The sequence below is a fragment of the Vibrio sp. B183 genome (assembly GCF_000740665.1).
Classification (GTDB): Bacteria; Pseudomonadota; Gammaproteobacteria; order Enterobacterales; family Vibrionaceae; genus Vibrio; species Vibrio coralliilyticus.
Genome location: NZ_JPQB01000014.1, coordinates 168,557 through 191,410, shown reverse-complemented (window position 1 = coordinate 191,410; position 22,854 = coordinate 168,557). Strand labels below are relative to the sequence as shown.

Here is a 22,854-nt window from a genome sequence, read left to right as displayed (position 1 = left end):
TTACAACCAGAGTAGAACATATTCATTTATAAAATGTGGCGGGATTTTGTACAAATTCACGCTATTAGTCAAACTGTATTGGATTTTGAGTAGTTTTTGTCTCGTTATTGAAACAGCCCAGCAGTCGGACTACTGGCAATAGATAACGTTGCGTCCGCTCTCTTTGGCTTTGTACAGAAGAGCATCAGCCTTCTTTAAGGATTGAGGTATAGTACCGACGACCGGATGTATACCGCCCGATATTGTTACGTTCGGAGCCTGAGTGAATTGTGATACATCGATACGAATTCTATTCATCACCTGCTTGGCATCTTGAACTGAAGTTGTATTTATTAGGACGACAAATTCCTCTCCACCTATACGAAACGCGTAATCAGCAACGCGAATGCGAGATTTAATGATAGCTGCAACACGTTTGATGACTTGGTCGCCCACATCGTGACCATATTTGTCATTCACAGCTTTGAAATGGTCAATGTCGAATATTCCGATAAAGTAGCCTTTACTGGCTAAGCTCTGTTGCTCTACTTTCTGCAAGTAATGGCGGTTATGTAAACCAGAAAGTTGGTCTGTGTAGGTGATCTTATTTAACTCACGGCGCTCTTGCCTGAGTTTATAAAGATAATAGGACGCTCCAACACTGATGCACAAAAGTGCCAAGATAAGATACAGATATTTTGGAATAAACTCGTCTTTAGGAACCACTTTTAGAAGGAAATAAGGTTTACCACTAAAAAAGCCAATATCTCTATAAACAAAATAATTGTCGCCTTGTTCGAGTATACCTTCCGAGCGCTGACTGCGATTTAAATCATTCCAGACTTTTGAGTAAGCATCGGGTAAATACTGATAACTGTTGATGGCTGGGTGTGAGCTTGAGTAAATAAAGCCATCGTCATCCAGTAGTAGAATGTTATCACGGCTCGTGTTATTAAATTCGCTCATATCAACATCTAGAACAAGGTAACCAAGATGCTGGAGCCCTTGATACACAGGTGCAATCTCAGTAAATAAACCTAAGTCAGGTTGATAGAGTATTTGGTGCGCTTCTTGGTTAAGGCTACTAGCGTAAAAAGAGTTATAAGAATCAATCAGATGCTTGTATCGATAATGACGAGAAGGGGTTCTGCTGACTATCTCAATACTGGTAATTAAGTTCTGATTCTCCAGTAAATGCTGAGTAAGATCATAAAACAAATCGGGGTGTGTGAAGTACTGCTGAGCAATCTGGGTTTTGCTGAGCGCGGCATAGCTGCTGATTTGCTGTTTACGCAAATTCACGGTTTCGTCAATCGCTTTTAGCTGGAACGAAATGTCTTTCTTCTTAGCATCTTTGATGAAGCTTAGAGGCGTGTTTACAATGAAAACAGCGAAAAGCATGAGTGCCAGACAACGCAGTTCTATGTTGGCAGATGAGCTGAGAGGCCTGCTGTAATGTAAAAACATTTCCTATGTTTATCTTGTTTATATATTCATCAAGGACTCAAATGTTATGGAGCATTGTCACAAAAGTCTATTAAGACGGATGAAACTTTTGTGACAACACACCACTAAGCGAGCTGAATCAAACGAGAGTGTACTGGCTGGCGCTGGCGATAGAGAGCGGTTTAGAGAACCAGTAGCCTTGAAGGAAGGAGGCCCCCATGTCTGTGAAACGCTTTTGCATTTCAGCACTTTCAATACCTTCTACAACAACATCCACATTGTGAGCTTGGCAAAGGCGAGTGATGAAAGAAAGGTATTCCAAGGTTGCAGGGTTGTCCAAACATCGCCACGCCATCGATTTGTCCACCTTAATTTGGTTAAGAGGCAAATCAAAAAAGCTGTTTAATGAGCTATAACCAGAACCAAAATCATCCAATGAAAGTAGAAAACCGTAGTCGCTTAGTCGACTTAACTGGGAAATGGCACTTTTGTTACCATCGAGAATAATGGTTTCGGTTAACTCCAATACAATGTTTTTAGTATCAATGCCCAGACGGTCAGCTAACCGTTTTAGTCGGTCTGGAAACTGGTGGTTTAACAACTGAAGTACGGAAACATTAACGTTTACCCTGATATTCGTGCCATGAGTCTCTAGGTATCGTTTTATGAACTGACAAGCCTTTGAGAAAACTAAATAGCCGAGTTCAACGATCAATCCCTTTTTCTCGGCCACCTCAATGAATTCGTCAGGATAGATCTCGCCGATTTCTTCACTGCGCCAGCGTACCAGTGCTTCGAAACTAGCGACTCGATTTTTCTTGGCACAGATGATTGGCTGAAACTTAACGGTCAAGGTCTCGTTGTGGATCGCGTTAGCTAATTCGCGTTCGATGTAAAAATGCCGATCAACTTTGCTTTTGGTCTCTTTGCTGTAAACGCCGACTCTATTGTGCCGTTTTTCACCAGCGAACTGACAGGTGCGTGCTGCGACTTTAATTACTTCTTCAGCGGCAAGACCAATATCGAAACTAGGGAAGATACCAATACTGATATCCGTTCCATACATGTAGCCATTTGCCTGAACCGATTCTTGATAAGTTTGAGATATACGCTCGCCAAGCGTCATTAACTCTTCGGCTGTATAATGGCCTCTGACGAGAATAGCAAAGTCATCAGAGCGCACACGGTATATATCAATAAAGTCATCGGTAAAGGAGTTTAACGCTGTGATAAGGTGTGACATCACGTCACGTAAGATATGGGGTCCGTATGCGCTTAGGTAGGAGCGAATATCGCCAATCTGAATGTAGATCAGAGAATGCTGGCCGGGGAGTTGGTCGACTAAAGCATCGATATCGATAATCAGTTTCTGGCCATTCGATAAGCCAGAAGCGTTATCTCTAAATGCGGCTTGCTGGACATAGGTTTCCATCAACTTGCGATCGGATATATCGCGATGGCACCCAATCATAAAGCGGGTACCATTGATGGTTTTCGTCACTGCAGTCCCTTCAATCCAGACATATTGGCCGGTCTTGTTTCTTACTCGGTACTGAGTAGAGATCTTTTGTTCGTCTTTCTGAATGTGTGCATCTACTTCACCTTTGAGCATCGCTTTATCCAGAGGGTGGACCAAAGATAGCCATGCATCCAAATGACATTGGCCAGAGGCAATATCGTAGTTCTCGTAAAACGTGGGGTTATAAAAGAAGATGCGATCATCGTCTGTCATATAGAAAATACCATCGTTAAACACATCAAACATGTGCTTAAAATGGTTATCCATAAGCTCATCTAGCTCCGCGCCACTTAGTGCGATGGAGCTATTTCCCTGTGATTCTTCACCTGCATAGCGACATTTCGAGACCGACGAAGCGTTCGATTGCGGCGGTATATTCTTGATTATCTGTGACATTTGATTCGACGTACCTAATCCAACACGCGGTAAGCCTTCCATGAGCTTTATTTTTTGAATTTATAAATATCTTCCGTGTAACCTATATTTGTAACATGAAATATTTATTAAGCTCCAGCAGTGAGCCAAGTATGAGACAGTAAATGTGAGCTTTTATTGACGTGTGTTCATATTTTGAACTGAAATATCCTTTTTACTCTCACTAGATGAGAGAAATGAGATCTTCCTCTTTAATGAGGTGAATAAAAATCCACTGAGTTGTTTAATTTTTGAATTGTTTAGGGGGCTGGTAGCTCGTCTTAATTATGCTCAATAGGTAGCATATTCCTTGTGCGGAGTACCGCACAACCTATTTGAGTGTTAAATGTCACTTTCTTATATATTTATCAATGTTTTAATAGCGACTAATTTTGACAAAACTCTGATATATCAGGCGTTTTCATCCGCTTTCTCTTTCTATACTCTAGCGACCAATTTATCCAAAATAGCGCAGTTGGAATAATGCTCGGCCAAATTCAAAATGTCAGTCAGGCGGGTGTGCTGATCGCAGACGATTCTCCTTTGGTGGTTGCTAACCTAAAAATTTTACTAAGAGAGTCTGGCTTCAGTGATCGTCTAATATTTACGGCCAAAGATATTCGTTCGGTATACAAAAATCTGCGAGAAATTTCGATTGATCTGTTCATTTGCGATTATAGGTTTGGTAAGGAACTGAATGGAAAACAGATCTTAGAAGAGTGCCGTCATTACGGCCTTATTCGCCCACAATGCGCTGTTATTATGTTGACCAGTGAAACGACTGGTGAAGTTGTACGTTCAATATTGGAAGCAGAACCAGATGAGTACGTTCTTAAGCCGTATTCGTTGTATGAGTTTAAGAAACGGGTTTTACGCGTATACAGACGCAAGCAAACGCTGTCCGCGCTGCTAAAACAACCAAAGAATGCAAGCTATCAAGATATCGCGGAATCATTTAAAGCGGCACTAAAGGCATGCCCGGAATATACCGCTCATATACAGCGTCTTCAGGGAGTCACGTATTTAGAACGGCAATTTCATACTCAAGCGATTGAGCATTACGATTCATGTTCGACTCTGCGTAAAAGCCATTGGGCTATTGTGGGTAAGGCATCGGCTTTACTCGAAATGGGTGAGGTGAAGCAAGCTCATTCATTGTTAGAGCACTGGATTGAGGAGTCGGGTAGAGTCCCGTCAAGTGTCTCTGACATGTTAGCGTTAACCAGCCTAGTGCAAAGGAATAGCACGAGCGCTAAGAACGCATTGACTGACGCTATTAAATTTTCGAAAGGTAGTGCACCTCGTTTACTTGCCTATATTCGACTCTGTGAGATAGAAGAGAATTATGATGGCGCTTTAAGTGGGTTGGCTATTTATCGCCATCAAATTGCCAATACTCACCGCAATACCGTTGCGAACGCTATTCACTTGATGCGACTAAAACTAGTTGCGGCGTCTGCTCAAGGCAAGTCGATTTCCATGGTAGCGCATAAAGAGCTACACAATCTGATGAAATCCGATTTAGCAGAAAGTGAAATATTGGCACTGACGCTTGTGGACGTTCATATCGAACTGCACGACGAAAATTATAAAGTTGCGCGTATCAAATTGGCCAATTTGCTGAAAAACTATCAGCAGTTGCAATTGCCCCAATTGCACTACCTTTTGTACCTTCTTTTTGTAACGGACAACTATCACTGGTTTGATCAAGTCGCTGGTTTTGCTCGCTCCCATACTGACTACAGCAAAGTATCATTGTCGGCGTGTTCTGTGCAGATGCAATTAGAACATCAGATAGAGCACGGAATGAGACGAAAATCTGCGTTAGTCAGATTGCTAGCGCAAGTGGATGAATACTCGCTTCAATCGGTGGAAAAAGCTGTCGCGCTTGGCTTGGAAATATTCAAATCCCGTAAGCAGTGCGTGTTGGTGGCGAATAAAATGCTATCGCTTCTGAATCGTGAAATTCCCCGCGCCATCAATCCAGCTGAAATTAGAAAGGTTATATTCGATTGTGAGGCGGCGATTACTTGTACATCCAGTCTCAGAAAAACCGAACGAATAGATGCGCAGAAAAAACTAAACTTGGTCAAACTCAACTTTAATCGTGCATTAGCAGCGGTATAGGGTGGATGAATGAGACCTCCACTTGATCTTAACTTATTGAAAGTCCTTGTACTGATCCATAAGCACCGCCACCTTAAACCAGTTGCCAAAGAATTGGGCAAAACGGAGAGCGCAGTCAGCAAGCATCTAGCTAAGCTGCGAGAACAGTTAGATGACCCACTATTTGTGCGTGGTGTTCATGAATTTGAACCAACAGAGTACACGGTTGCTTTGCTTCCAAAAGTGACAGCGGGGCTGAGAGTTATTGAAGATGCCATTGTCGGTGACACATTTGACCCGCTAACCTACGATAAAGAAATCTCCGTGGCTATCCCAAATTTGGCGCAATATCTGGTTGGCAAGTCACTTCTGGTCGATCTGATTAAAACCTTTCCTAACGCTAAAATCACGCTGACCAGCTGGTCTGATACGTCCGTTGAACAAATTATGGATAATCAGTTAGATATTGGTGTTCAGTATTTCAATCCGGAGATGAGCAAGGCGATATATCAACATCAATTAGGCCGATACAGGGGAGGGATTGTCACAACCGAAAAGCATGCTTCTCTTTCGTTAGAAGACAAATTAGCTCTACCTTTCGTGTTTATGCAGATGAAAGGGTGGCAGGAGAAGAAGACGGTGATCAAAATGGCGCTCGAAGAGAGTGGAGTTTATGTCAACAAGATCGCCACAGTAGACAACGTCCTATGCTTATTCGAACTCATGAAAGAGCTCAATTGCGCGACCTTATTGCCTGCAATTAAGCACCTCAATCGCCCAGGCTATACGATGTGTGTATTACCTGATGAGCTTCAAATGACTCAGCCACCTGCCATAGTCGCCTACCATAAACTTTCTAACCAAGGTAACCCGCTTCACGAGCTACTCATCAGAAAGCTCAAATACTACCTTTTTGACTGAGGAGTTGATGCTCTTTCATCTGTATTAGATCAAACATGGTATCAACTTCATATTTGCTCAATATGCGTGATTTGTACGTACTGATCGTTTTTGCGCTAAGAGACAGTAATTCTGAAATTCTCTTGTTGCTATAGCCTTGAAGTAAATAGTTGAGCACAGTTGTTTCACGGCTTGAAAGGCAGACTATTGGTTTACTCTGAGCATTGTATCTGAACGCCGAGCCGTCTTGGATTATCGCCAGTATGGCTTCTTTGATGACTCTAGTTTGGACAAATACCCATCTGCTCCTAATTTAAAAGCGGCTTGCGAAAACATAGTGTGTTTACTTCCAGAGAAAAATAAAACCTTGCCGCTATAGCCATGAGCTTTCACGCGTCTGATAAACTCGAATCCGTCTGAAACCTCCAAGTTTATTTCTAGGATGATCAAATTAATCTCGTTATCGCGAAGTATTGTCAGAGCGGAAGTTGTGGAGTCCGACTGAAAGACTTGAGCGTTACTGATGATGCTGACGACGAGACGTTCAATGGAATCTCGCATTAAAGGTTGGTTGTCGAGAACGAGAACTTTATAGGATGGCATGATGATAAACTTCTTGGTAACGTCGCATCATTATTGGGATGCACTTATCACTGTTTCGAATAGGAACAATGTAAGTCAAAATTGAAGGAAAGAGTGGAAAACCGGACTTTCCAAAATGGAAAGTCACATGTTGAGTACGTTGGCGGGTTACATACCGTTATCGAAGTAAGCTTTGATTATGTTGTCGATTTCGCCTCGTTGCTGAAGTTTCATCAGCGTATCATTAAAGTTCTTAACGAAATCCTCTTTGAAGGGATATTTATCTGGCTCACGGTTGGTGAATCCTAAGTAACCTTTTTCGGCGCTTACTACTGCGCCAAGGGTTAGCTTCCAATCTTCAGGCAACAGTCCTTCTTTGGCCATTCTTTTCATTTCCCAAAGAATAGATAACCGGTCGTTCATGTAACAATCTATTTTCTTGTCATGAAGGTTAATTAGATTTGGACGGTTGCCTTTGGCCTCCAATAACGTGATTTTGCCGACTTTTACGGCATCCCAGAACTGAGTGCCTCCAAGAGCAAAGGCCTCATTGACACCAACGGTTAAGCCTAGGTAGTCCTCTGGCCATCGTTGCAGTGAGCGATCTTTGACGCTATCAGGGTGGCAGAAGACAACAACCTCTTCATCTAATATAGGTTTTGAATAAGGGGAAATATACAGGCGCTTATCTGGATAATAATACGGTGGATATAAAGCTAGTCCCTGACCGACTTTGAGCATTTTTAGGCCACGCTTCCATGGGATAGGGACAAGTTTAACTTCATAGCCAGGCATTTCTTCAAAAACTCGACGAAGAATGTCGCTGTAGATTCCTTTTGCAACACCTTCTTCACCATAACTGTAGGGAGGGTAAGAGTCGTCACCATATACCAGTACTTTGACTGGAGGATGGTATGCCATTGCCTGCGACGAGATAAGAAGCAGTATTAGTGTCCATTTGAGCAAAATCAGTACCTTTAAAGTGCCCATTCTATGATTAACTTTAGTTTATTTATTAAAGGATAGGGATTAGACTCAGTTTTTTTACACATGCATTTGAAGCAAAACATGACAGACGACTACGAAAACGAGCAAGAGATTGAAATTGAAGCAATCGGAATAGAAGTTTCAACACAACCAATTGAGCTTTACAAGGTATTCAAAATTGCCAACCTAGTCGGTGGTGGTGGCGAAGCGAAACACCTAATTGCGGAAGGCTACGTTGCTGTTAATGGTGAGCTGGAGACGCGTAAGCGTCGTAAGATGTACGATGGCGATTTTTTTGAATTCAATCAGGAATATTACGTCGTGATTTGCGATGCGCCAGTCACTGAGCCTGAAGAGCCCTCAGTCATGAAGCCTGAATCAAAGCCAGAAAAGAAAAACAAATCAAAGAAACAAAACAAGGCAAAGAAAGACGCTGGGCAGAAGAAAAAGGAAAGCAAGAAAAACGAGATTGGCCGCTCTAACATAGACTTTCTATAACAGTAAAACCTCACCGCGCACCTGCATCTAGGGTGCGCTTCATTATTTTAAGTATCAGAAATCAATTACTTTTTCCTTTCTATAACAAATGTAAAAAACGTAAAGCATTGATGACATCTCTATACATGTAAATGATAATGGATTTCATTTGTAAATATGGAGTCCGAATAATGAGATTGTCTGCAGCCGCGTTAACCGCAGGTTCATTGGCATTTAACGTCAATGCTGAGATGGTAGTGATTGAGCACGCGCAAGGTGTGACCAAGTTAGAAACAAACCCAGAACGAGTTGTCGTTATTGGCTTGGGCGCGTTAGATACTGTTAAAGCTTTTGATGTCAAACCTGTCGCCGTTTCTACAGTCAGTATGTTCCCGGACTACTTATCGGAATACCGTAGCTACGATTTTGTCTCCGCTGGCAGCCTTCACGAACCTGACTTTGAAACCATCTACATGCAAAAGCCAGATCTGATCATCATTGGCACCCGTGCAGCGGCGAAATACAAAGAGCTGTCCGAAATTGCGCCGACCATTGTCTATGCTTCAGACGCGAATAAAGGCTATTGGGAAAGCACCAAGGAGCAATGGCGCAATCTCGCTCAAGTATTTGAAAAACAAGATTTCGTAGAGAGTAAGATTGAACAACTAGACAGTGAGTTCAAAGCGATTCAGGAATCGAATCAGCAAAACGAACTGGATGCACTGACTGTGATGAGTGCGGGCGGAAACATTACCACGTTCGGCGCTCAGTCTCGGTTCTCCGCTATCTACAAAGATTTTGGTTTTAAGGAGTCTGTGGAAGGAATCAAAGAAAGCCGCCACGGCGATTTGGTTTCCTATGAATTCATTCGTGAAACAAACCCATCCGCATTGCTTGTGATAGATAAAGATATTCTGATCAATAAAGGCAAAGGTAGCACTGTAAAACGTGATTTTGAAAATGACTTGGTTAAAGCAACACATGCTTACCAGAACAAAAAAATGGCTTACCTAGACATCAATGCATGGTATCTGTCGATTTCAGGGATGCGTGCAACGGAACAGATGATTGAAGATGTGAAGACGGCGTCTGGTTTGAACTGATTGTCTGAACATGATTACGCAACCTCAAGCTGAATTGGCTTGAGGTTTTTTGCGTTGTAAGGGTTTTACATTGAAAAAGTTGTTATTTGTTCTGTTGTTACTGAGCACAGCGTCGATTTTTGTTGGGGTTGGAAAGCTAAATGTTGCCTCTCTGGTAGCTGGCGATACAGCCAGCTGGCATTTGCTGTTTGCGAGTCGAATTCCACGTTTGGTGGCGGTACTGCTGGCGGGGGCTGGGCTGAGTATTGCTGGTTTGATTATGCAGCAGATCAGTCAAAATCGATTTGCTTCACCTTCCACGTCAGGAACGATTGAGTGTGCCATGCTCGGTTACGTACTGAGCTTAGTATTATTTGGTAATGGTCAGCAACTGTGGCTTATTTTCTCGGTGTCTATGCTAGGTACGTTGCTGTTTGTGCAGTTCATCAATCGTATTCAGTTTAAGAACGCGGTATTTGTTCCACTGATTGGGATTATTTTCGGCAATGTTGTTGATTCGCTCGCGACGTTTGTTGCGTATAAGTACGATGCGCTACAAAACCTGTCTAGTTGGACCGTCGCTAATTTTGCGAATTTGTTGCAGGGCGATTATGAGCTGCTTTATATCGCCATTCCCTTTGCCATCTTCAGTTACTTGTATGCAGCGAGAATTTCCGCTGTCGGTTTAGGTAAGGATTTTGCCGTCAACTTGGGGCTGAACTACCAGCAAGTGCTAATTATTGGTGTGCTGTTAGTCTCTGTTATGTCTGCTTCCGTTGTGATGATTGTAGGGATGCTGCCGTTCCTTGGGCTGATTGTCCCTAATCTGGTCAGTCGGTTCTACGGAGATAATCTTCGCCGCAATATTCCACTTACCGCGATACTGGGTGCCCTGATTGTCCTTTGCTGTGATTTGGCAAGTCGATTGATCATCTTCCCATACGAGATTCCAATCTCGACCATTATCAGCATTTTAGGTGGTAGCGTATTTATTTTCTTCATCTTAAAGGGGCAGAAAAATGCAGGATAGGGTGAAGATCATTGGACTGACTGTCATCGTATTGTTGTTTGGTTTTCTTTTCATTGGCATTGGTTTAAATGCTGATAATTACGAGTACTTCCTTTCACGGCGAGTCCCCAAAGTGCTTGCCATGATTGTGGCAGGCATCGCGATAGGTCAGTCGTCACTGGCTTTTCAGACCATTACTCATAATCGCATCCTGACACCGAGTATCATGGGCTTTGATTCTCTATACATGTTTACACAGGTGCTGGTGGTCGTGATGTTTGGTGGGCTGAGCAGTATCGCGATGAACGCCTACTTTAACTTCAGTGTCTCTGTTGTCGTTATGCTGGCGTTCTCACTGCTGCTATTCAGCTTTTACTTCAGAGGCGAGCGACAAAACTTGATGGTGTTATTGCTGCTGGGCGTAATACTTGGTCAGTTGTTTGGCAGCGTCTCCTCGTTTTTCATTATGTTGATGGACCCGAGTGATTTTGCTTCTGTCCAAGCGAATATGTTTGCCAGCTTCAATAATGTCAGCGTTGAGCTTGTTTACTTATGCACGCCACTATTGCTATTGATCAGCGCGTTACTGTATCGCTTGAATCGTTTTCTGGATGTGTTTTGGTTGGACAAAGACAACGCCACCAGCTTAGGGGTTGACGTAAAACGCGTCACACTTTGGGTGTTGGTGCTGTCGGCTGCACTTATAGCTATTTCAACGGCATTGATTGGGCCAATTATGTTTTTCGGGCTTTTGGTGACCAACTTGACTCGTGAGTTTTTTAAGAGTTACCAGCACCGAGTATTGCTGGTCGGAGTATCACTACTTTCAGTGGCGGCCTTACTAAGTGGGCAGTGGCTGGTAGAAAAGGTGTTTGGATTTTCTACCACGCTAAGCGTTGTCATTAACTTTGTTGGCGGAATTTATTTTTTGACTATGTTACTGCGTAACCGAGTCGTCTAGAGGTTTTATGATTAAATTACAGAATCTAACCAAGTTGTTTGGTCAATCCAAAGTGGTTGATTACGCGAGTGCGGAATTTGAGAAGGGTAAGGTGACCTCGATCATTGGCCCCAACGGCGCCGGAAAGAGTACTTTGTTATCTATGGCTAGCCGATTGATTGATAAGGACGATGGGCAAGTGTTCATCGACTCCCGTTCTTTGTCTGAATGGGACACAAAAGAGTTGGCAAAGCGATTGGCAGTGCTTCGCCAAGCAAACAACATCACTATGCGTTTTACGGTAAGAGAAATGGTGTCTTTTGGGCGTTTCCCATATTCACAAGGTAAATTGACTGAAGTTGACCAGCTAGTGATCGATAAGTCTATATCTTATCTGGATTTATCAGACATTCAGAATAAGTACCTTGATGAGTTGAGTGGAGGTCAACGCCAGCTGGCATTCATCGCAATGGTGATGGCGCAAGATACAGATTACGTGTTCTTAGATGAGCCTTTGAATAATCTGGATATCAAACATTCATTGCAAATCATGCGTAACGTGGGTCGGTTGGCTCATGAAATGAACAAGGCCGTGGTAGTGGTGATTCACGATATCAACTTCGCGGCCTGTTATTCAGACCGAATTATTGCGCTCAAAAAAGGTAGGGTAGTCGCCCAGGGTCCAGTGAGTGAAGTGATTCAATCAGACATACTAGAGAGTATTTACGAAACGCCATTCAACATTATTGAAGTGAATGGCAAGCGGATGTGTACATATTATTAAGTGATTTGGCGCTATCGTATGTAAACCAGGCGATAGCGCGCAATGAATTGTGTTAACTCAGACCAATGATGTTTCCATTATCATCCAAATCGAGGTTCATAAACGCTGGCTTTTCTGGCAAGCCAGGCATTGTCATGACATTGCCGCAAAGGGCGTAGATGAACCCTGCCCCAGCACAAAGCTTCAGTTCTCGGACAGGAACATCAAAATGCGTAGGCGCACCTTTAACAGAACTGTCTGTGGAGATTGAAAGAGGCGTTTTTGCCAGACAGACGGCAAGATGGTCGAAACCCTGCTGTTTGAATTCTGCTAACTGCTGCTTAGCTTTCTCACTCAAAGTGATACTCGCTGCACCATAACCCGACTCAGCAACTGCCATCATCTTCTCTTCTGTTGTCTGTTCAAAGCGATAGAGAGGACTAAACCGAGAACCTTGCTGACATTGCTTGACTACTTTTTGTGCGAGTTCAACGGCACCTTCACCACCTTGAGCGAAACCTTCGCTGATGGCAACTTCAACGTTGTTGGGTAGATTTCGGATCATCTCAGCCAGTTGTTGGAGCTCTTGTTCACTATCTTGTGGGAATCGGTTGATGGCAACCACAGCAGGGATACCGTATTTATTTACATTGTTAATGTGCCATTTAAGGTTTTCGAACCCGGCAACTAAGGCGGAATCATCTTGCTCAAACAATGATTCAGGCAGAGCTTGGCCCGGTTTAAAGTTGTAAAGCCCCGAATTGGCTTTTAAACCTCGTAATGTCGCCACAACCACGGCGCAGTCAGGCGCTTTGCCAGCCACTTGAGCTTTGATATTGCAGGCTTTTTCAAACCCCATATCAGAACCGAATCCGCCTTCTGTTACGGTGTAGTCACACAGTTTAGTCGCGATGTTATCCGCAATGATGGAAGAATTTCCGTGCGCGATATTCGCAAAAGGGCCAGCGTGAACAAGAGTAGGAACACCTTCAAGTGTTTGCATCAGTGTCGGCTCAATAGCGTCTTTCATGCATACTGCCATGGCTCCGGCGACGTCGAGGTCTTCTGTTGTGACAGGTTCGCCTTCAATATTGTAAGCCAGCACAATGCGTCCAATCCGTTGACGCAAATCTTTTAAATCACTTGATAAGGCCAGCACTGCCATAAGCTCAGACGCCGCGGAAATATCAAAGCCATCTTCTCGCTCAATACCGTTGATCTGTTTCCCGTCTTCATTTCGTCCGATGGCAACCATACGCAGGGCACGATCGTTGTGGTCCATCACACGTTTCCAGACTACGCGTTCTGGGTCGATGCGTAGCGCTTTTAAACCGGAACGTTGTTCAAAGTTTTGGTAGCCGTTTCGCTGCTCGTGATAGATTCTCGCGTCGATAGCGGCAGCAGCAAGGTTATGTGCTGCGGTCACGGCGTGAATATCACCAGTCAGATGCAAATTTAGCTCTTCCATTGGCGCAACTTGAGAATACCCACCTCCAGCAGCTCCGCCTTTAACACCGAAAACGGGCCCCATGGAAGGTTGACGAATACAGGCCATAACCGATTGATTGATTTTGGCTAAGCCTTGCGCCAATCCAATTGTTGTCACGGTTTTGCCTTCACCCAGAGGCGTTGGAGTGATTGCGGTAACGAGGACCAGTTTTCCGGTGTTATTGTTTCCGAGCCTATTTAATGCACTAAGCGATATTTTGGCTTTGTATTTTCCCTGACTCTGGTATTCCGCTGAAAGTAATCCCGCATTTTCGGCGATACGGTCGATGGGGTGCAAAGTTTGGGAACGACAGATTTCGATGTCCGACAGCATAAAACCCTCCACTGATAAGAGTTTAAAGAGAGGTAAGCGCCTTTAAGCGTTAGGTGTGTAGGCAAACACTAAATGTAGGCTGCTAAATAGTGGAAAGGATTATACGTGTTACTTTGGCTGGAAGGCAAAAGAAAGCCCCGCAAAGCAGGGCGTTCATCGTTAATACCAATCGTCTTCGGGGATTATTTTGCCCTCTGGTGCATAGGGATCATCATCGAAAGGGTGCTCGGTCTTACCGCGCAGGCTTTCGAGCTGATGCTCAAGCATTTGGACAGTGTCGTAATCACCCTCTGAGCAAGCAACGTAGATTTGTTGCTCGATAGCGCGAATACTATCTCTAATACTCATGCCCACCTCCCGCGTTAATAAACGCTCGGTTGAACAGTTCTACCTATTCTCAAAACGATTATAGTCAAGCAGACCGAATTCGACAGGCTGATTTTCCTTGTACCAAGCGTGTACTCTGTCACTGAAAGGCCAGAATTTCTCTGAGCTTCGGCGGATTGCGAATCGATCCAATAACTTAACGTAATCCTACTCTGAACGGATATTTTTCATCATGTCGACGAGTTGAGAAATATCATTTTCATGCAAGGACAAATACGCTGCTGGGTAACTTCCGATCACTCCGCGAACTAACGTTAAATCGTCGTTTTCGTAGTCGCGATTTCCTTCTTCATCGAACAGGCTTGATATATTCGTGTGAGCATTGTTGTGTAGTAAGGTGAACAGTTGCTCTTGACCTGACTCGGACTCTATCAATAGCATGACTATCTGAGGGATGTATAACAGCCCTTTTCCTTTAATGTCGTCCAATGTTCTCAAGCGAGCCTCGTTGGAGGTGCTAAACCCGGTCTGTTCTATCGCGTAACGGTTTTTCAGAACGGGGCTAAGTTGGGTTTTCAAGATGTCATACAGCTCTTGCTTGGGGTTATCGGTCTGATAGGGTACCTGAGTCGGTTGATCGAACGGCTTAACGTTGCGCTGTAAGAAATCACTCAGCTGTGTACTTTGATTTTGGTACCAACTGGATTGTTCAACATGTCGAATATCTCTTGGAAGAAGTGCGACAAAATTACTCTCACCTTCGAGTCTCAAAAAGTCCATAAACATTCTAGTCATCAGTTGGTGGCCAAAGTTTCCGTAGACATCAAACCCAGCGACGAGTAAGTAGTGGATTCGTTCAATCAGAGCATAATCGAGAACCCAAGCAGTCTTCGGTGGTTTACCTACTAAACCTTGGACAACAGAAGCGCTGTCAAAATGGCGAAACACGGTCAAAGCTGCATTTGAATTGGTGCCATTGCCCGTCCAGATGACATCCGTAGTCAAATGCTTTCCATCTTTGAACCAGCTGTTGATGAAATCGGACTTTGCTGTCAGGTATCGTGCTTGCTGACGGGAGTAAGATACCCAGTTTGCGACAGGTAAGGTGTTGCTCTCCAACTCGCCTGGGAGTTTTAAGTTGTCAGCTTGTGAGTGATAAAACTCGTTAACTTCTGGTATGTCCGATTTATCGGGGTCGAGAAAGAAAACCCAAAAGCGATCATTGATGACATTTAACGCTAACTGCCCACGGCATACAGGGCCTTTGATAAAGGCGTTGATGGTGTTTTGTGCGTTGTCCAACATGAATTTGAAGCGAGATTTGACTGGTAACTCAATGAACGCCGTCATTGGGTTAGCGGCGACTTCAGGCTCGTATCCTGGTAACTGGGCGACGTCATAAGTGGTGTCGATGAACCACGCTTTCCAGTTGTTTATACGCTGCGAGTTCAGAGCGAACGGCATGTGGGTTTTGTCCACGATAGTTGCTTGCTCAGGAACAAAGCGATAATAGACACGGTCTACGTTTGGGTCATCGTAGGGCCTGCGAGTCGCAATGCGTTTAACGGGTTGACCCGGTGGTGTTTCAGAACGAACTAAGGTGAAAAATCGTGGCGTGGTTTCGTTTAGCTCCGAGAAATACAGGTGCGACAAGAATAAGTGCTCGTAGATGTAGCGAGCGGTGAGCTGCGCTTTGCGAGAGCCGTTGTTGAAAAACTGCTCGTATTCCTCTACCAGCGCTTGTTGTTCAAGTGTTAGTGGGATCGGCGCATTCATTATGGCGCCGTTCTGTAGCCAACTCATTAGAGTCGAATATTCGTTAGATGAGAGATTTGGCATCCCATAAGGCATGCCCCAAGTGGGGTGATCTTGGGCGTAGCTGTCGTATTCTTCAATGGTTGGACACACCTGCGAGCGATCAATAGAGAAATCGAACCCCTCAAGCTGAGTCTGGTTCGGTAAAGGGTGTGCCTCTTTTTGCATCAACATTTTTGCGACAAGGCCAGCTTCGATGTTCGCTGTGCGCGTTTGGTCACGCTCATTCAGCACCGGATGAAAGCCCATTGAGCGCCATTGTTCCGTGGTCTGAGCATCTTCAAATAATCGGCTAGGGGTAGCTGCGGTTAAGCGCGTACCTTGGTAAACCAGTTCATTACTCGCTCCTCGGTCAATCCCAGCAACGGAAGACATTTTCAATTGGCAAGGGGCGTCGTAGCAGGCATGGCAGACGACGCAGCGATTATCAATAATGGGTTTTACTTTGCTAAGAAAGAAGTCGCTGTGTTCTGTGGTGAGAGATACCTGCCTGTCTCTTACCTGAGCCTCACCAAATAGCTGGTCATAATTAAGGCCAGCAAAGGTTGCACAGCCTGCAAAGGTAGTGACCAAAAAGAGAGTGAAAAAGGTACGTAAATTCATTTGGATAATAACTGTATTGCCGAGGTTTGATAATTGCAGCAGAAGGATAATGAATTGGCAAATAAAACACTATTCAAAATATGAGAAATTGATGAAAAGTGGAGAAAACACGGCTACTTAACTATGCTCCAGATAAACCGATTGCATAAAAAGTGGCGATTTTGGATATTATAGTTACGGATAACGACACCATCGCTATTACGTGGATTTTACTCTGTACTGCGCTAGTTCTGCTGATGCAGCCGGGCTTTACTTGTTTTGAAAGTGGGTTGGTCAGGAATAAGAATAATATTAATGTTGCGCTCAAAAACGTGGCTGATTTTTGTGTTAGTGGTGTCTGCTTTTGGTTGATCGGCTTTGCGTTTATGTATGGTGACAGTTGGAAAGGGTTAATTGGCTTAGACCTGTTTGCTATTGGCCACCAGCATCCGCCTATAGTGTTAGCTTTCTTTCTTTTTCAGATGATGTTTTGCGGAACCGCCGCAACAATAATGTCAGGCGCAGTTGCAGAACGCATGCGCTTCTCAGGCTATCTAATCTGCTCATTTATTACCGCAACACTGCTTTTTCCGATCATTGGCCACTGGGTATGGAACGGAACACATTTGTCTGTTGGTGATACAGGCTGGCTAGCCAAGATGGGTTTCATAGACTTTGCTGGGGCAACGGTCGTGCATTCCGTTGGTGGCTGGGTTGCCTTGATTGCCATTATGATTGTTGGACCGCGGTTAGGCAGATTTTCGGATGATGGAAAAACGCGAGAAATGTACAGCCAAAACTTACCGCTTTCGGCGTTAGGGACGTTTCTGTTGTTCATTGGATGGTTTGGCTTCAATGGCGGTAGCATTATTGATCCTACTGCCGACTTGGCGAAAATCTTTTCTAATACTGCCATGTCGGCCTGTGCTGGCGGCTTTAGTGCATTAATGTTGTCGTGGAACATCCACTCTATGCGTGGGATCCGCTACCTTCTGAATGGATTACTTGCTGGTCTGGTGGCTATTTCAGCCAGTGCTAACGTCGTCGATTTAAGTGGCGCTGTGATTATTGGTGCCACTAGTGGTTGTATCAGCGTAGTTTTGGTGTCGGTGCTAGAAAAATCAAAGCTTGATGATGTCGTATCTGCGGTTCCAGTTCATCTTGGCGGGGGAATATGGGGAACATTGGCTGTTGCTTTGTTAGCCCCAACGGATTTTTTGGCTTCTGGTAGTCGTCTAGAGCAACTCTATATTCAAATGAGTGGAGTTGTTGCAACCGCAGCTTGGGTCGTTGGCCTCGGATACCCTTTGTTGAAGATTGTTAATCATTTCCATCCGCTAAGAGTTTCAGCACAAACGGAGACCATCGGCCTTAATTTCGGCGAACATGGTATGAAAGATGAGTTAGTTGACTTGATGGACCAGTTCGACCGGATAGTCAAAGCGCATGATATGGAATCCCATCTAAAGGTTGATCACGGTTCTGATTATTCCAATCTTTCAATGACATACAATTATCTGCTGGACAGCACTAATCGTCATTTTAGGGAAAAGGAAAGGGAATTATTGAAGATGGCGAGCTTGGATCCTCTTACAGGAGTTCCTAACCGCAGAGTGTATGAACAGGCGATAGAGAATACAGTCAAGAAAAGTCATGAAGAGAATAAAGACTTTGCTTTGCTTATTTTGGATCTCGATTACTTCAAGCAATACAATGACCATTATGGTCATCAACTGGGTGATTATTGCCTGCAAAATGTGTGTCAGGCACTGAGCAGTGTGACGCGGCGTCAGCACGATATATTGGCAAGAATCGGTGGAGAGGAGTTTGCGTTTATATTACGTGATACTAACCTGCATGACGCTAGACGAATCGCGGAGTTATTACGAAAAGAAGTCGAGAAACTTGAGATACCCCATGTCCACTCGGACTGTGATTTTGTCACGGTCAGCATTGGAGGAGCTGTGTGGGATATGCGAATAAACTTGCCACATACGGTGTTGTTTGATGAAGCAGATGCGGCCTTGTTCAAAGCCAAAGAGCAGGGTAGGAATCAAGTCGTGTTCTTCTCTGAACTCGAACAGCGCTAGCTGGCCTCAACATAGCAAACTGAGAACGGAACTTTCAGTTTGATGAACTCATGGAACCAGCGCCACTGGTTATCCTGCAAACGATCTCCGGGGCCTTTAACTTCAACCCATTCGAAACGGTCGTCTTTAAAGAGAACCAGATCAGGCATACCACTTCGGAATAATTTGAGCTGTTGTAGCATGACTTTAAACAACTGGCACAGTAATTCAGAAGAGATACTGTGGATCGCCTTGTCCAAAAGTTCTGGAGTGAAAGCATTCCAGACAACAAATGGATTACTGAGCCCTACTTTTTCCAGATAAATTTGCTTCAGATAATGGCTACCGTTTTCTTCTAGTCGAGTGAAAACATCATCTATCATTGACTGACGTTTGGAAGCAAAGTCGTGATGATAAAGGTCCAAAGGTCGATATTGATAGCGGTTGATAAAAGCGCCTTCTACAGGGCTGAAAATGACGTCCCAAAATGCTAAGCCAAACAATCCATTCAGCAGGGTATTTTCTGAGTAATAGACGTCATAACCTTGTTGCTCAAAATAATCTTTGACCACCAATTCGACGCGTTGCTGTGACAAATCAAGAGTAAGGTGGTGTTCCTCTATATTAGGCTTCTTTACCCTAGGAACTTTCAAACCTTTGAGGCGCTGCAAGCGTTGTTGCAGCTTCACGCCTACTTCTTGTTCCGACGTATCGTAAGGGGAATTTAATATTGAAGTGACGATGTCACTCATGACATCTATATCGCCTTGTTTGTCATACATGCGAGCTCGGCGTTCTCGTGAAGGTGGTAATACTGTTTGTTCGAACCAAAAAGTCGAGAGTTCGAACTCTTGCAATCTTTCTAAGTCACGCGCCATGTCATTGATCAGATGTTGGCGTTTACGGTCTATGTAGTTGTGGTCAATAGGATGGGTAAGTTGCTCAAGGTGGAGGAGTATTGTATTTACGCATTTTCGCTCAGCGTCATGATAACTTTGCTGCAATAACGATAATGAAAGCAGTTGATCTAGCTCATCACGTGAAGAAAAGAAACGGCATTGTTCGCTGAGTTGATAGTCCTCAAATTGATGCAAGCCAAGATCGTCTAATACAAACTGGCTTAAATCCTGATGAGTATTAGCAAAGAAGAGCGCGAGTAGAACATCTATCACTTGCGGTGATTCAAGCTTAACGATGGTGAAGGGCAAAGTGCCGTATTGTGAGAATGGGCTCTCTTCTAGCTGACTTACAATTGTGTCCTTTTTCGCCTGTTTGTTGGTTACTCTAAAGAGGTTAACCATTTCCGGTTTTGTCAGAAGCTTGGCGGCTAAATCTGGGTTGGAGATTTCAGGGTTGAGCGAGATGAAGCTCTGTGCATTGAGTTCATCTAATGCGACATCTTTTTCAGGGATCTCTACATAGTTCAGCTTATCGCTTCGAAACCATTCCCCTTTGCGAGAAAGCAATCTCACTAACAAGCACTTTGCCGGAATAGATAACTGAGAGAAATGTTGCAGCCACTTGTGCTCCAATTCAGACAACAGATCTGGATACATTTCTTGAGCATGACGTGTCAGTTTCAAGAAGTTGCTCAGGTAGTAATCTGAGGGTAAGACGACAGGTTCAGACATGGTTAATAGATACAAAAAAGGCCTAACCACAAGGTTAAGCCTTTCGAAGAGGTTTTCAAAGCGTTAAGCGTTTTTAAGCTGAGCCACTTTTGCTTCGTTAATTGGTTTGGTAATGAAGGCAAGAACGATACACACCGCCATCATTACGGCTGAAATAGTGTAAGCAAGACTGTAGCCTTCACCGTTCGTCATTGAGAATCCAACAACCGCTGCACCAATTGCACCACCAATACCCCATGACGTATAGAGAACGCCATAGTTAGTACCGTAGTTCTTCAAGCCGTAGAACTCTGCGGTTAGAGTCGGGAATACAGCAAGCAAAGTACCGTAACCGATAGCTGCGATAGCCGTACCGATTATCAGTGTAAATTCGGTTTTAAACGTAGCGAACAGAACCATGTTGATGCCTTGCAGGACAAAGGCTAATAGCAGTGTACGTACGCCGCCAATCTTATCAGCTAGCATGCCTGCAGCCACACGACCACCAGAGTTGAATATCGCTAGGATAGACGCTAGGTAAACCGCATTAGGTAGATTAGCCTGAACGCTAGCAATGGTAGTGATGTTGCCAATGATCATAAGGCCAACCGATGCAGCAAATGCGTACATGATCCATAGTGAGTAGAACTGAGGCGTTTTAAGCATTGATTTCCACGTCAGATCTTCTGTTTTCTTAGCGGCTTTCGGTGCTTGACCTGCTTTTACTGCTGGTTCAGCAGGAGTGTAACCCGCTGGTGGGTTGTTAATAGTTGCTGCAAGAGGCACGGCAATGGCCAATACGCCAGCACCAAGAACCATAAAGCTGGTTTGAATACCCATGCTGTCAATCAGAGCGGAAGTCACTGGTGCAAGGTAAATAGCGGCTAGACCAAAACCAGCTGCAATAAGACCGTTGACCATGCCTTTCTTGGAAGAATGGAACCACTTCATTGCAGAAGGAGAGAGACAAGCATATCCAAAACCGATGCCGGCACCTGTAATCACACCAAATGTAATGTTCAGCATTAGTGGAGTGGTTGCGAAACCTGAGGCAATCATACCTAAGCCAGTCAGCATTGTGCCCAGAATCAGAATTTTACGTGGGCCCATACGATCCTGAAGGATACCAGCAACAAGAAGACAAACAGAGAAGGTGATTGTTGCTATTGCGTATGGTGAAGAAGCTTCTGCTGCACTCCAGCCAGATTCAGTCACAAGTGCTTTGTTAAACACGCTCCAAGCATACAGGATGCCAAGACAAAGGTTGATACAGAATCCCGCCAGCAGGATACGTGTAGCTTTATCAATCTTGCTCATTTTTCTTCTCAAGTTCACCTCTGATAAAAGAGGTCTGGTTAACAGTCTATTTCTTCAAATTAAGTTTGCGTTTATCAACACAAAGCGTAATGGGCGCGAATTATAACCAATCTATATGTGATTGGAATCTCTTTTTAGGGGTATTTTAAAATTAATTGTGTTTGTTAATTTGATGTTTTTATTGTTGTTTTTATGTGTCTTGTTTTGGGGTTTAAGAAAATAAGCAAAGTCTGATATTGACACGCTGCAAAGCCGGAAAATACTGATGCCGTAAACCGAGGATTCTGCTCAATTTAATGCATTATTAGGCTTTGCTTAAAAAATGACTTAGTCAGTATTTCGTCAATTCAAAATTTTGACTCTAGGCAAGGGTATATAGCGGGAGTAGCATGCGCGTCGTCTTAATTTGAGTGGTGGAAAAAATGAGAAAAAATACATTAAAACTGGCAATAATTGCTGGCCTTGGCCTGACCTCTTTAACTGGTTGTATGGGGCAGATGGCGACTACAGGAATGGTGACGAAGTTCAACCTAGAGACAGTCGATAACCGTTATGCCCGCGAAGGTATGTTTGTCTTACTGTCTCCTGTCTACGGTATTGCTGGTATTGCGGACTTGTTTATCTTCAATGCAGTTGAGTTTTGGACGGGGACAAACCCAATTACAGGTAAGTCTCCAGCTGTTGTTGATACGCCAACAAAGAACTACATCAAGGTCAACGACAAGCTAGACAGCTCTCTAAAAGATGTACCATTGAGCAACAACACCGAGATTGAAAGTGCAACTATGGAACAGCTTGACGAAACGACGCTACAAATGGAAATAACCTATCTTGATGGCACTAAACAGGTTTTAAGTGGTAAGAAAGAGCAAAATGATGTGGCTTTCTACTTGGATGACCAATACATCACCACGGTATCGAATCAAGAGCTGACGGATTACATTGCGTCGGCAAATATCTAAAACAGCTTAGCAGAAGTGAGCATTGCCCCTGAGTTATCGGGGGCTGTTTAACTGAGCTATCAATCAAAAGTTTATAAAAGTAGTTAACTTATATTTAACAATAATAAGCAAAACGCTATAGTTAGGAGGTTATTTAAACAGGAGTT

The 22,854-nt window shown here is 43.9% G+C and carries 18 protein-coding genes and 1 pseudogene; 9 read left to right on the top strand and 10 right to left on the bottom strand.

What is annotated here, in order from left to right:
* Nucleotides 1–129: 129 nt before the first annotated feature.
* Together IX95_RS15485 and IX95_RS15480 are read right to left on the bottom strand one after the other, a co-directional pair.
* Nucleotides 130–1,446 carry a GGDEF domain-containing protein gene (locus IX95_RS15485; RefSeq protein ID WP_038161596.1) on the bottom strand — a complete coding sequence of 439 codons (1,317 nt, stop codon included), beginning with the start codon at nt 1,444–1,446 and terminating at the stop codon, nt 130–132.
* A 118-nt stretch (nt 1,447–1,564) separates the two neighbouring features.
* Nucleotides 1,565–3,340 (bottom strand): EAL domain-containing protein, encoded by a 1,776-nt coding sequence (locus tag IX95_RS15480; protein ID WP_029236003.1) that lies wholly within the window; start codon nt 3,338–3,340, stop codon nt 1,565–1,567.
* Nucleotides 3,341–3,841: 501 nt separating this feature from the next.
* On the opposite strand from IX95_RS15480, the gene IX95_RS15475 reads away from it, so the two are divergent.
* Together IX95_RS15475 and IX95_RS15470 are read left to right on the top strand one after the other, a co-directional pair.
* On the top strand, nt 3,842–5,485 hold the full coding sequence (locus IX95_RS15475) for a response regulator (RefSeq protein WP_038161592.1): 1,644 nt from the start codon (nt 3,842–3,844) through the stop codon (nt 5,483–5,485).
* 9 nt (nt 5,486–5,494) lie between these two features.
* Entirely contained in the window at nt 5,495–6,385 is an 891-nt protein-coding gene (locus tag IX95_RS15470; protein ID WP_021456509.1) for a LysR family transcriptional regulator, read from the top strand.
* Here IX95_RS15470 and IX95_RS26880 read toward each other — a convergent pair.
* From IX95_RS26880 to IX95_RS15460, 3 genes are all read right to left on the bottom strand, one after another.
* Nucleotides 6,363–6,542 carry a response regulator transcription factor gene (locus IX95_RS26880; RefSeq protein WP_235202641.1) on the bottom strand — a complete coding sequence of 60 codons (180 nt, stop codon included), beginning with the start codon at nt 6,540–6,542 and terminating at the stop codon, nt 6,363–6,365. The genes IX95_RS15470 and IX95_RS26880 overlap by 23 nt on opposite strands.
* A 74-nt stretch (nt 6,543–6,616) precedes the next feature.
* Entirely contained in the window at nt 6,617–6,967 is a 351-nt protein-coding gene (locus IX95_RS26875) for a response regulator (RefSeq protein WP_235202640.1), read from the bottom strand.
* 147 nt (nt 6,968–7,114) lie between these two features.
* Nucleotides 7,115–7,936: a substrate-binding periplasmic protein gene (locus IX95_RS15460; protein WP_021456511.1), complete on the bottom strand. Its 822-nt coding sequence runs from the start codon at nt 7,934–7,936 to the stop codon at nt 7,115–7,117.
* Between the two features lie 78 nt (nt 7,937–8,014).
* On the opposite strand from IX95_RS15460, the gene IX95_RS15455 reads away from it, so the two are divergent.
* The 5 genes from IX95_RS15455 to vctC all read left to right on the top strand — a co-directional run bounded on the left by IX95_RS15455 (nt 8,015) and on the right by vctC (nt 12,225).
* Nucleotides 8,015–8,431, top strand: a complete 417-nt coding sequence (locus IX95_RS15455; protein WP_038161984.1) for an RNA-binding S4 domain-containing protein — start codon at nt 8,015–8,017, stop codon at nt 8,429–8,431.
* A 170-nt stretch (nt 8,432–8,601) separates the two neighbouring features.
* Nucleotides 8,602–9,513: a siderophore ABC transporter substrate-binding protein gene (locus tag IX95_RS15450; RefSeq protein WP_038161588.1), complete on the top strand. Its 912-nt coding sequence runs from the start codon at nt 8,602–8,604 to the stop codon at nt 9,511–9,513.
* Nucleotides 9,514–9,583: 70 nt separating this feature from the next.
* Nucleotides 9,584–10,522 carry an iron chelate uptake ABC transporter permease subunit VctD gene (gene vctD, locus IX95_RS15445; protein ID WP_038161587.1) on the top strand — a complete coding sequence of 313 codons (939 nt, stop codon included), beginning with the start codon at nt 9,584–9,586 and terminating at the stop codon, nt 10,520–10,522.
* Complete coding sequence (gene vctG / locus IX95_RS15440) at nt 10,512–11,462, top strand: iron chelate uptake ABC transporter permease subunit VctG (RefSeq protein WP_038161584.1); 951 nt, start codon at nt 10,512–10,514, stop codon at nt 11,460–11,462. Before vctD ends, vctG begins: the two co-directional genes overlap by 11 nt.
* 7 nt (nt 11,463–11,469) lie before the next feature.
* Nucleotides 11,470–12,225, top strand: coding sequence for an iron chelate ABC transporter ATP-binding protein VctC (vctC, locus tag IX95_RS15435; protein ID WP_038161582.1), 756 nt, complete (start codon nt 11,470–11,472; stop codon nt 12,223–12,225).
* 52 nt (nt 12,226–12,277) lie between these two features.
* On the opposite strand, the gene IX95_RS15430 is transcribed toward vctC, so the two are convergent.
* The 3 genes and pseudogenes from IX95_RS15430 to IX95_RS15420 all read right to left on the bottom strand — a co-directional run bounded on the left by IX95_RS15430 (nt 12,278) and on the right by IX95_RS15420 (nt 16,771).
* Nucleotides 12,278–14,026, bottom strand: coding sequence for a formate--tetrahydrofolate ligase (locus IX95_RS15430; RefSeq protein WP_038161577.1), 1,749 nt, complete (start codon nt 14,024–14,026; stop codon nt 12,278–12,280).
* Nucleotides 14,027–14,185: 159 nt separating this feature from the next.
* Nucleotides 14,186–14,374 carry a hypothetical protein gene (locus tag IX95_RS15425; RefSeq protein ID WP_006961171.1) on the bottom strand — a complete coding sequence of 63 codons (189 nt, stop codon included), beginning with the start codon at nt 14,372–14,374 and terminating at the stop codon, nt 14,186–14,188.
* Between the two features lie 39 nt (nt 14,375–14,413).
* Nucleotides 14,414–16,771: pseudogene (locus IX95_RS15420) on the bottom strand (fatty acid cis/trans isomerase).
* A 161-nt stretch (nt 16,772–16,932) separates the two neighbouring features.
* Here IX95_RS15420 and amt point away from each other — a divergent pair.
* Nucleotides 16,933–18,840 (top strand): ammonium transporter, encoded by a 1,908-nt coding sequence (amt, locus tag IX95_RS15415; protein ID WP_038161981.1) that lies wholly within the window; start codon nt 16,933–16,935, stop codon nt 18,838–18,840.
* Here the strand turns inward: amt and IX95_RS15410 are convergent.
* Nucleotides 18,837–20,450, bottom strand: coding sequence for a VRR-NUC domain-containing protein (locus tag IX95_RS15410; RefSeq protein WP_038161574.1), 1,614 nt, complete (start codon nt 20,448–20,450; stop codon nt 18,837–18,839). The genes amt and IX95_RS15410 overlap by 4 nt on opposite strands.
* A gap of 63 nt (nt 20,451–20,513) precedes the next feature.
* The gene (locus IX95_RS15405; RefSeq protein WP_038161571.1) at nt 20,514–21,746 is read right to left on the bottom strand and encodes an L-lactate MFS transporter; all 1,233 of its coding nucleotides are present in this window, start codon (nt 21,744–21,746) and stop codon (nt 20,514–20,516) included.
* A gap of 422 nt (nt 21,747–22,168) precedes the next feature.
* Between IX95_RS15405 and IX95_RS15400 the strand changes: the two genes are divergently transcribed.
* Nucleotides 22,169–22,708, top strand: coding sequence for a DUF3332 domain-containing protein (locus IX95_RS15400; RefSeq protein WP_019277721.1), 540 nt, complete (start codon nt 22,169–22,171; stop codon nt 22,706–22,708).
* The last annotated feature ends 146 nt before the right edge of the window (nt 22,709–22,854 follow it).

Coding starts and splice junctions, on each gene's coding strand:
- IX95_RS15485 (WP_038161596.1), bottom strand. CDS start 1,446: ATGTTTTTACATTACAGCAGGCCTCTCAGCTCATCTGCCAACATAGAA.
- IX95_RS15480 (WP_029236003.1), bottom strand. CDS start 3,340: ATGTCACAGATAATCAAGAATATACCGCCGCAATCGAACGCTTCGTCG.
- IX95_RS15475 (WP_038161592.1), top strand. CDS start 3,842: ATGCTCGGCCAAATTCAAAATGTCAGTCAGGCGGGTGTGCTGATCGCA.
- IX95_RS15470 (WP_021456509.1), top strand. CDS start 5,495: ATGAGACCTCCACTTGATCTTAACTTATTGAAAGTCCTTGTACTGATC.
- IX95_RS26875 (WP_235202640.1), bottom strand. CDS start 6,967: ATGCCATCCTATAAAGTTCTCGTTCTCGACAACCAACCTTTAATGCGA.
- IX95_RS15460 (WP_021456511.1), bottom strand. CDS start 7,936: ATGGGCACTTTAAAGGTACTGATTTTGCTCAAATGGACACTAATACTG.
- IX95_RS15455 (WP_038161984.1), top strand. CDS start 8,015: ATGACAGACGACTACGAAAACGAGCAAGAGATTGAAATTGAAGCAATC.
- IX95_RS15450 (WP_038161588.1), top strand. CDS start 8,602: ATGAGATTGTCTGCAGCCGCGTTAACCGCAGGTTCATTGGCATTTAAC.
- vctG (WP_038161584.1), top strand. CDS start 10,512: ATGCAGGATAGGGTGAAGATCATTGGACTGACTGTCATCGTATTGTTG.
- vctC (WP_038161582.1), top strand. CDS start 11,470: ATGATTAAATTACAGAATCTAACCAAGTTGTTTGGTCAATCCAAAGTG.
- IX95_RS15430 (WP_038161577.1), bottom strand. CDS start 14,026: ATGCTGTCGGACATCGAAATCTGTCGTTCCCAAACTTTGCACCCCATC.
- IX95_RS15425 (WP_006961171.1), bottom strand. CDS start 14,374: ATGAGTATTAGAGATAGTATTCGCGCTATCGAGCAACAAATCTACGTT.
- IX95_RS15410 (WP_038161574.1), bottom strand. CDS start 20,450: ATGTCTGAACCTGTCGTCTTACCCTCAGATTACTACCTGAGCAACTTC.
- IX95_RS15405 (WP_038161571.1), bottom strand. CDS start 21,746: ATGAGCAAGATTGATAAAGCTACACGTATCCTGCTGGCGGGATTCTGT.
- IX95_RS15400 (WP_019277721.1), top strand. CDS start 22,169: ATGAGAAAAAATACATTAAAACTGGCAATAATTGCTGGCCTTGGCCTG.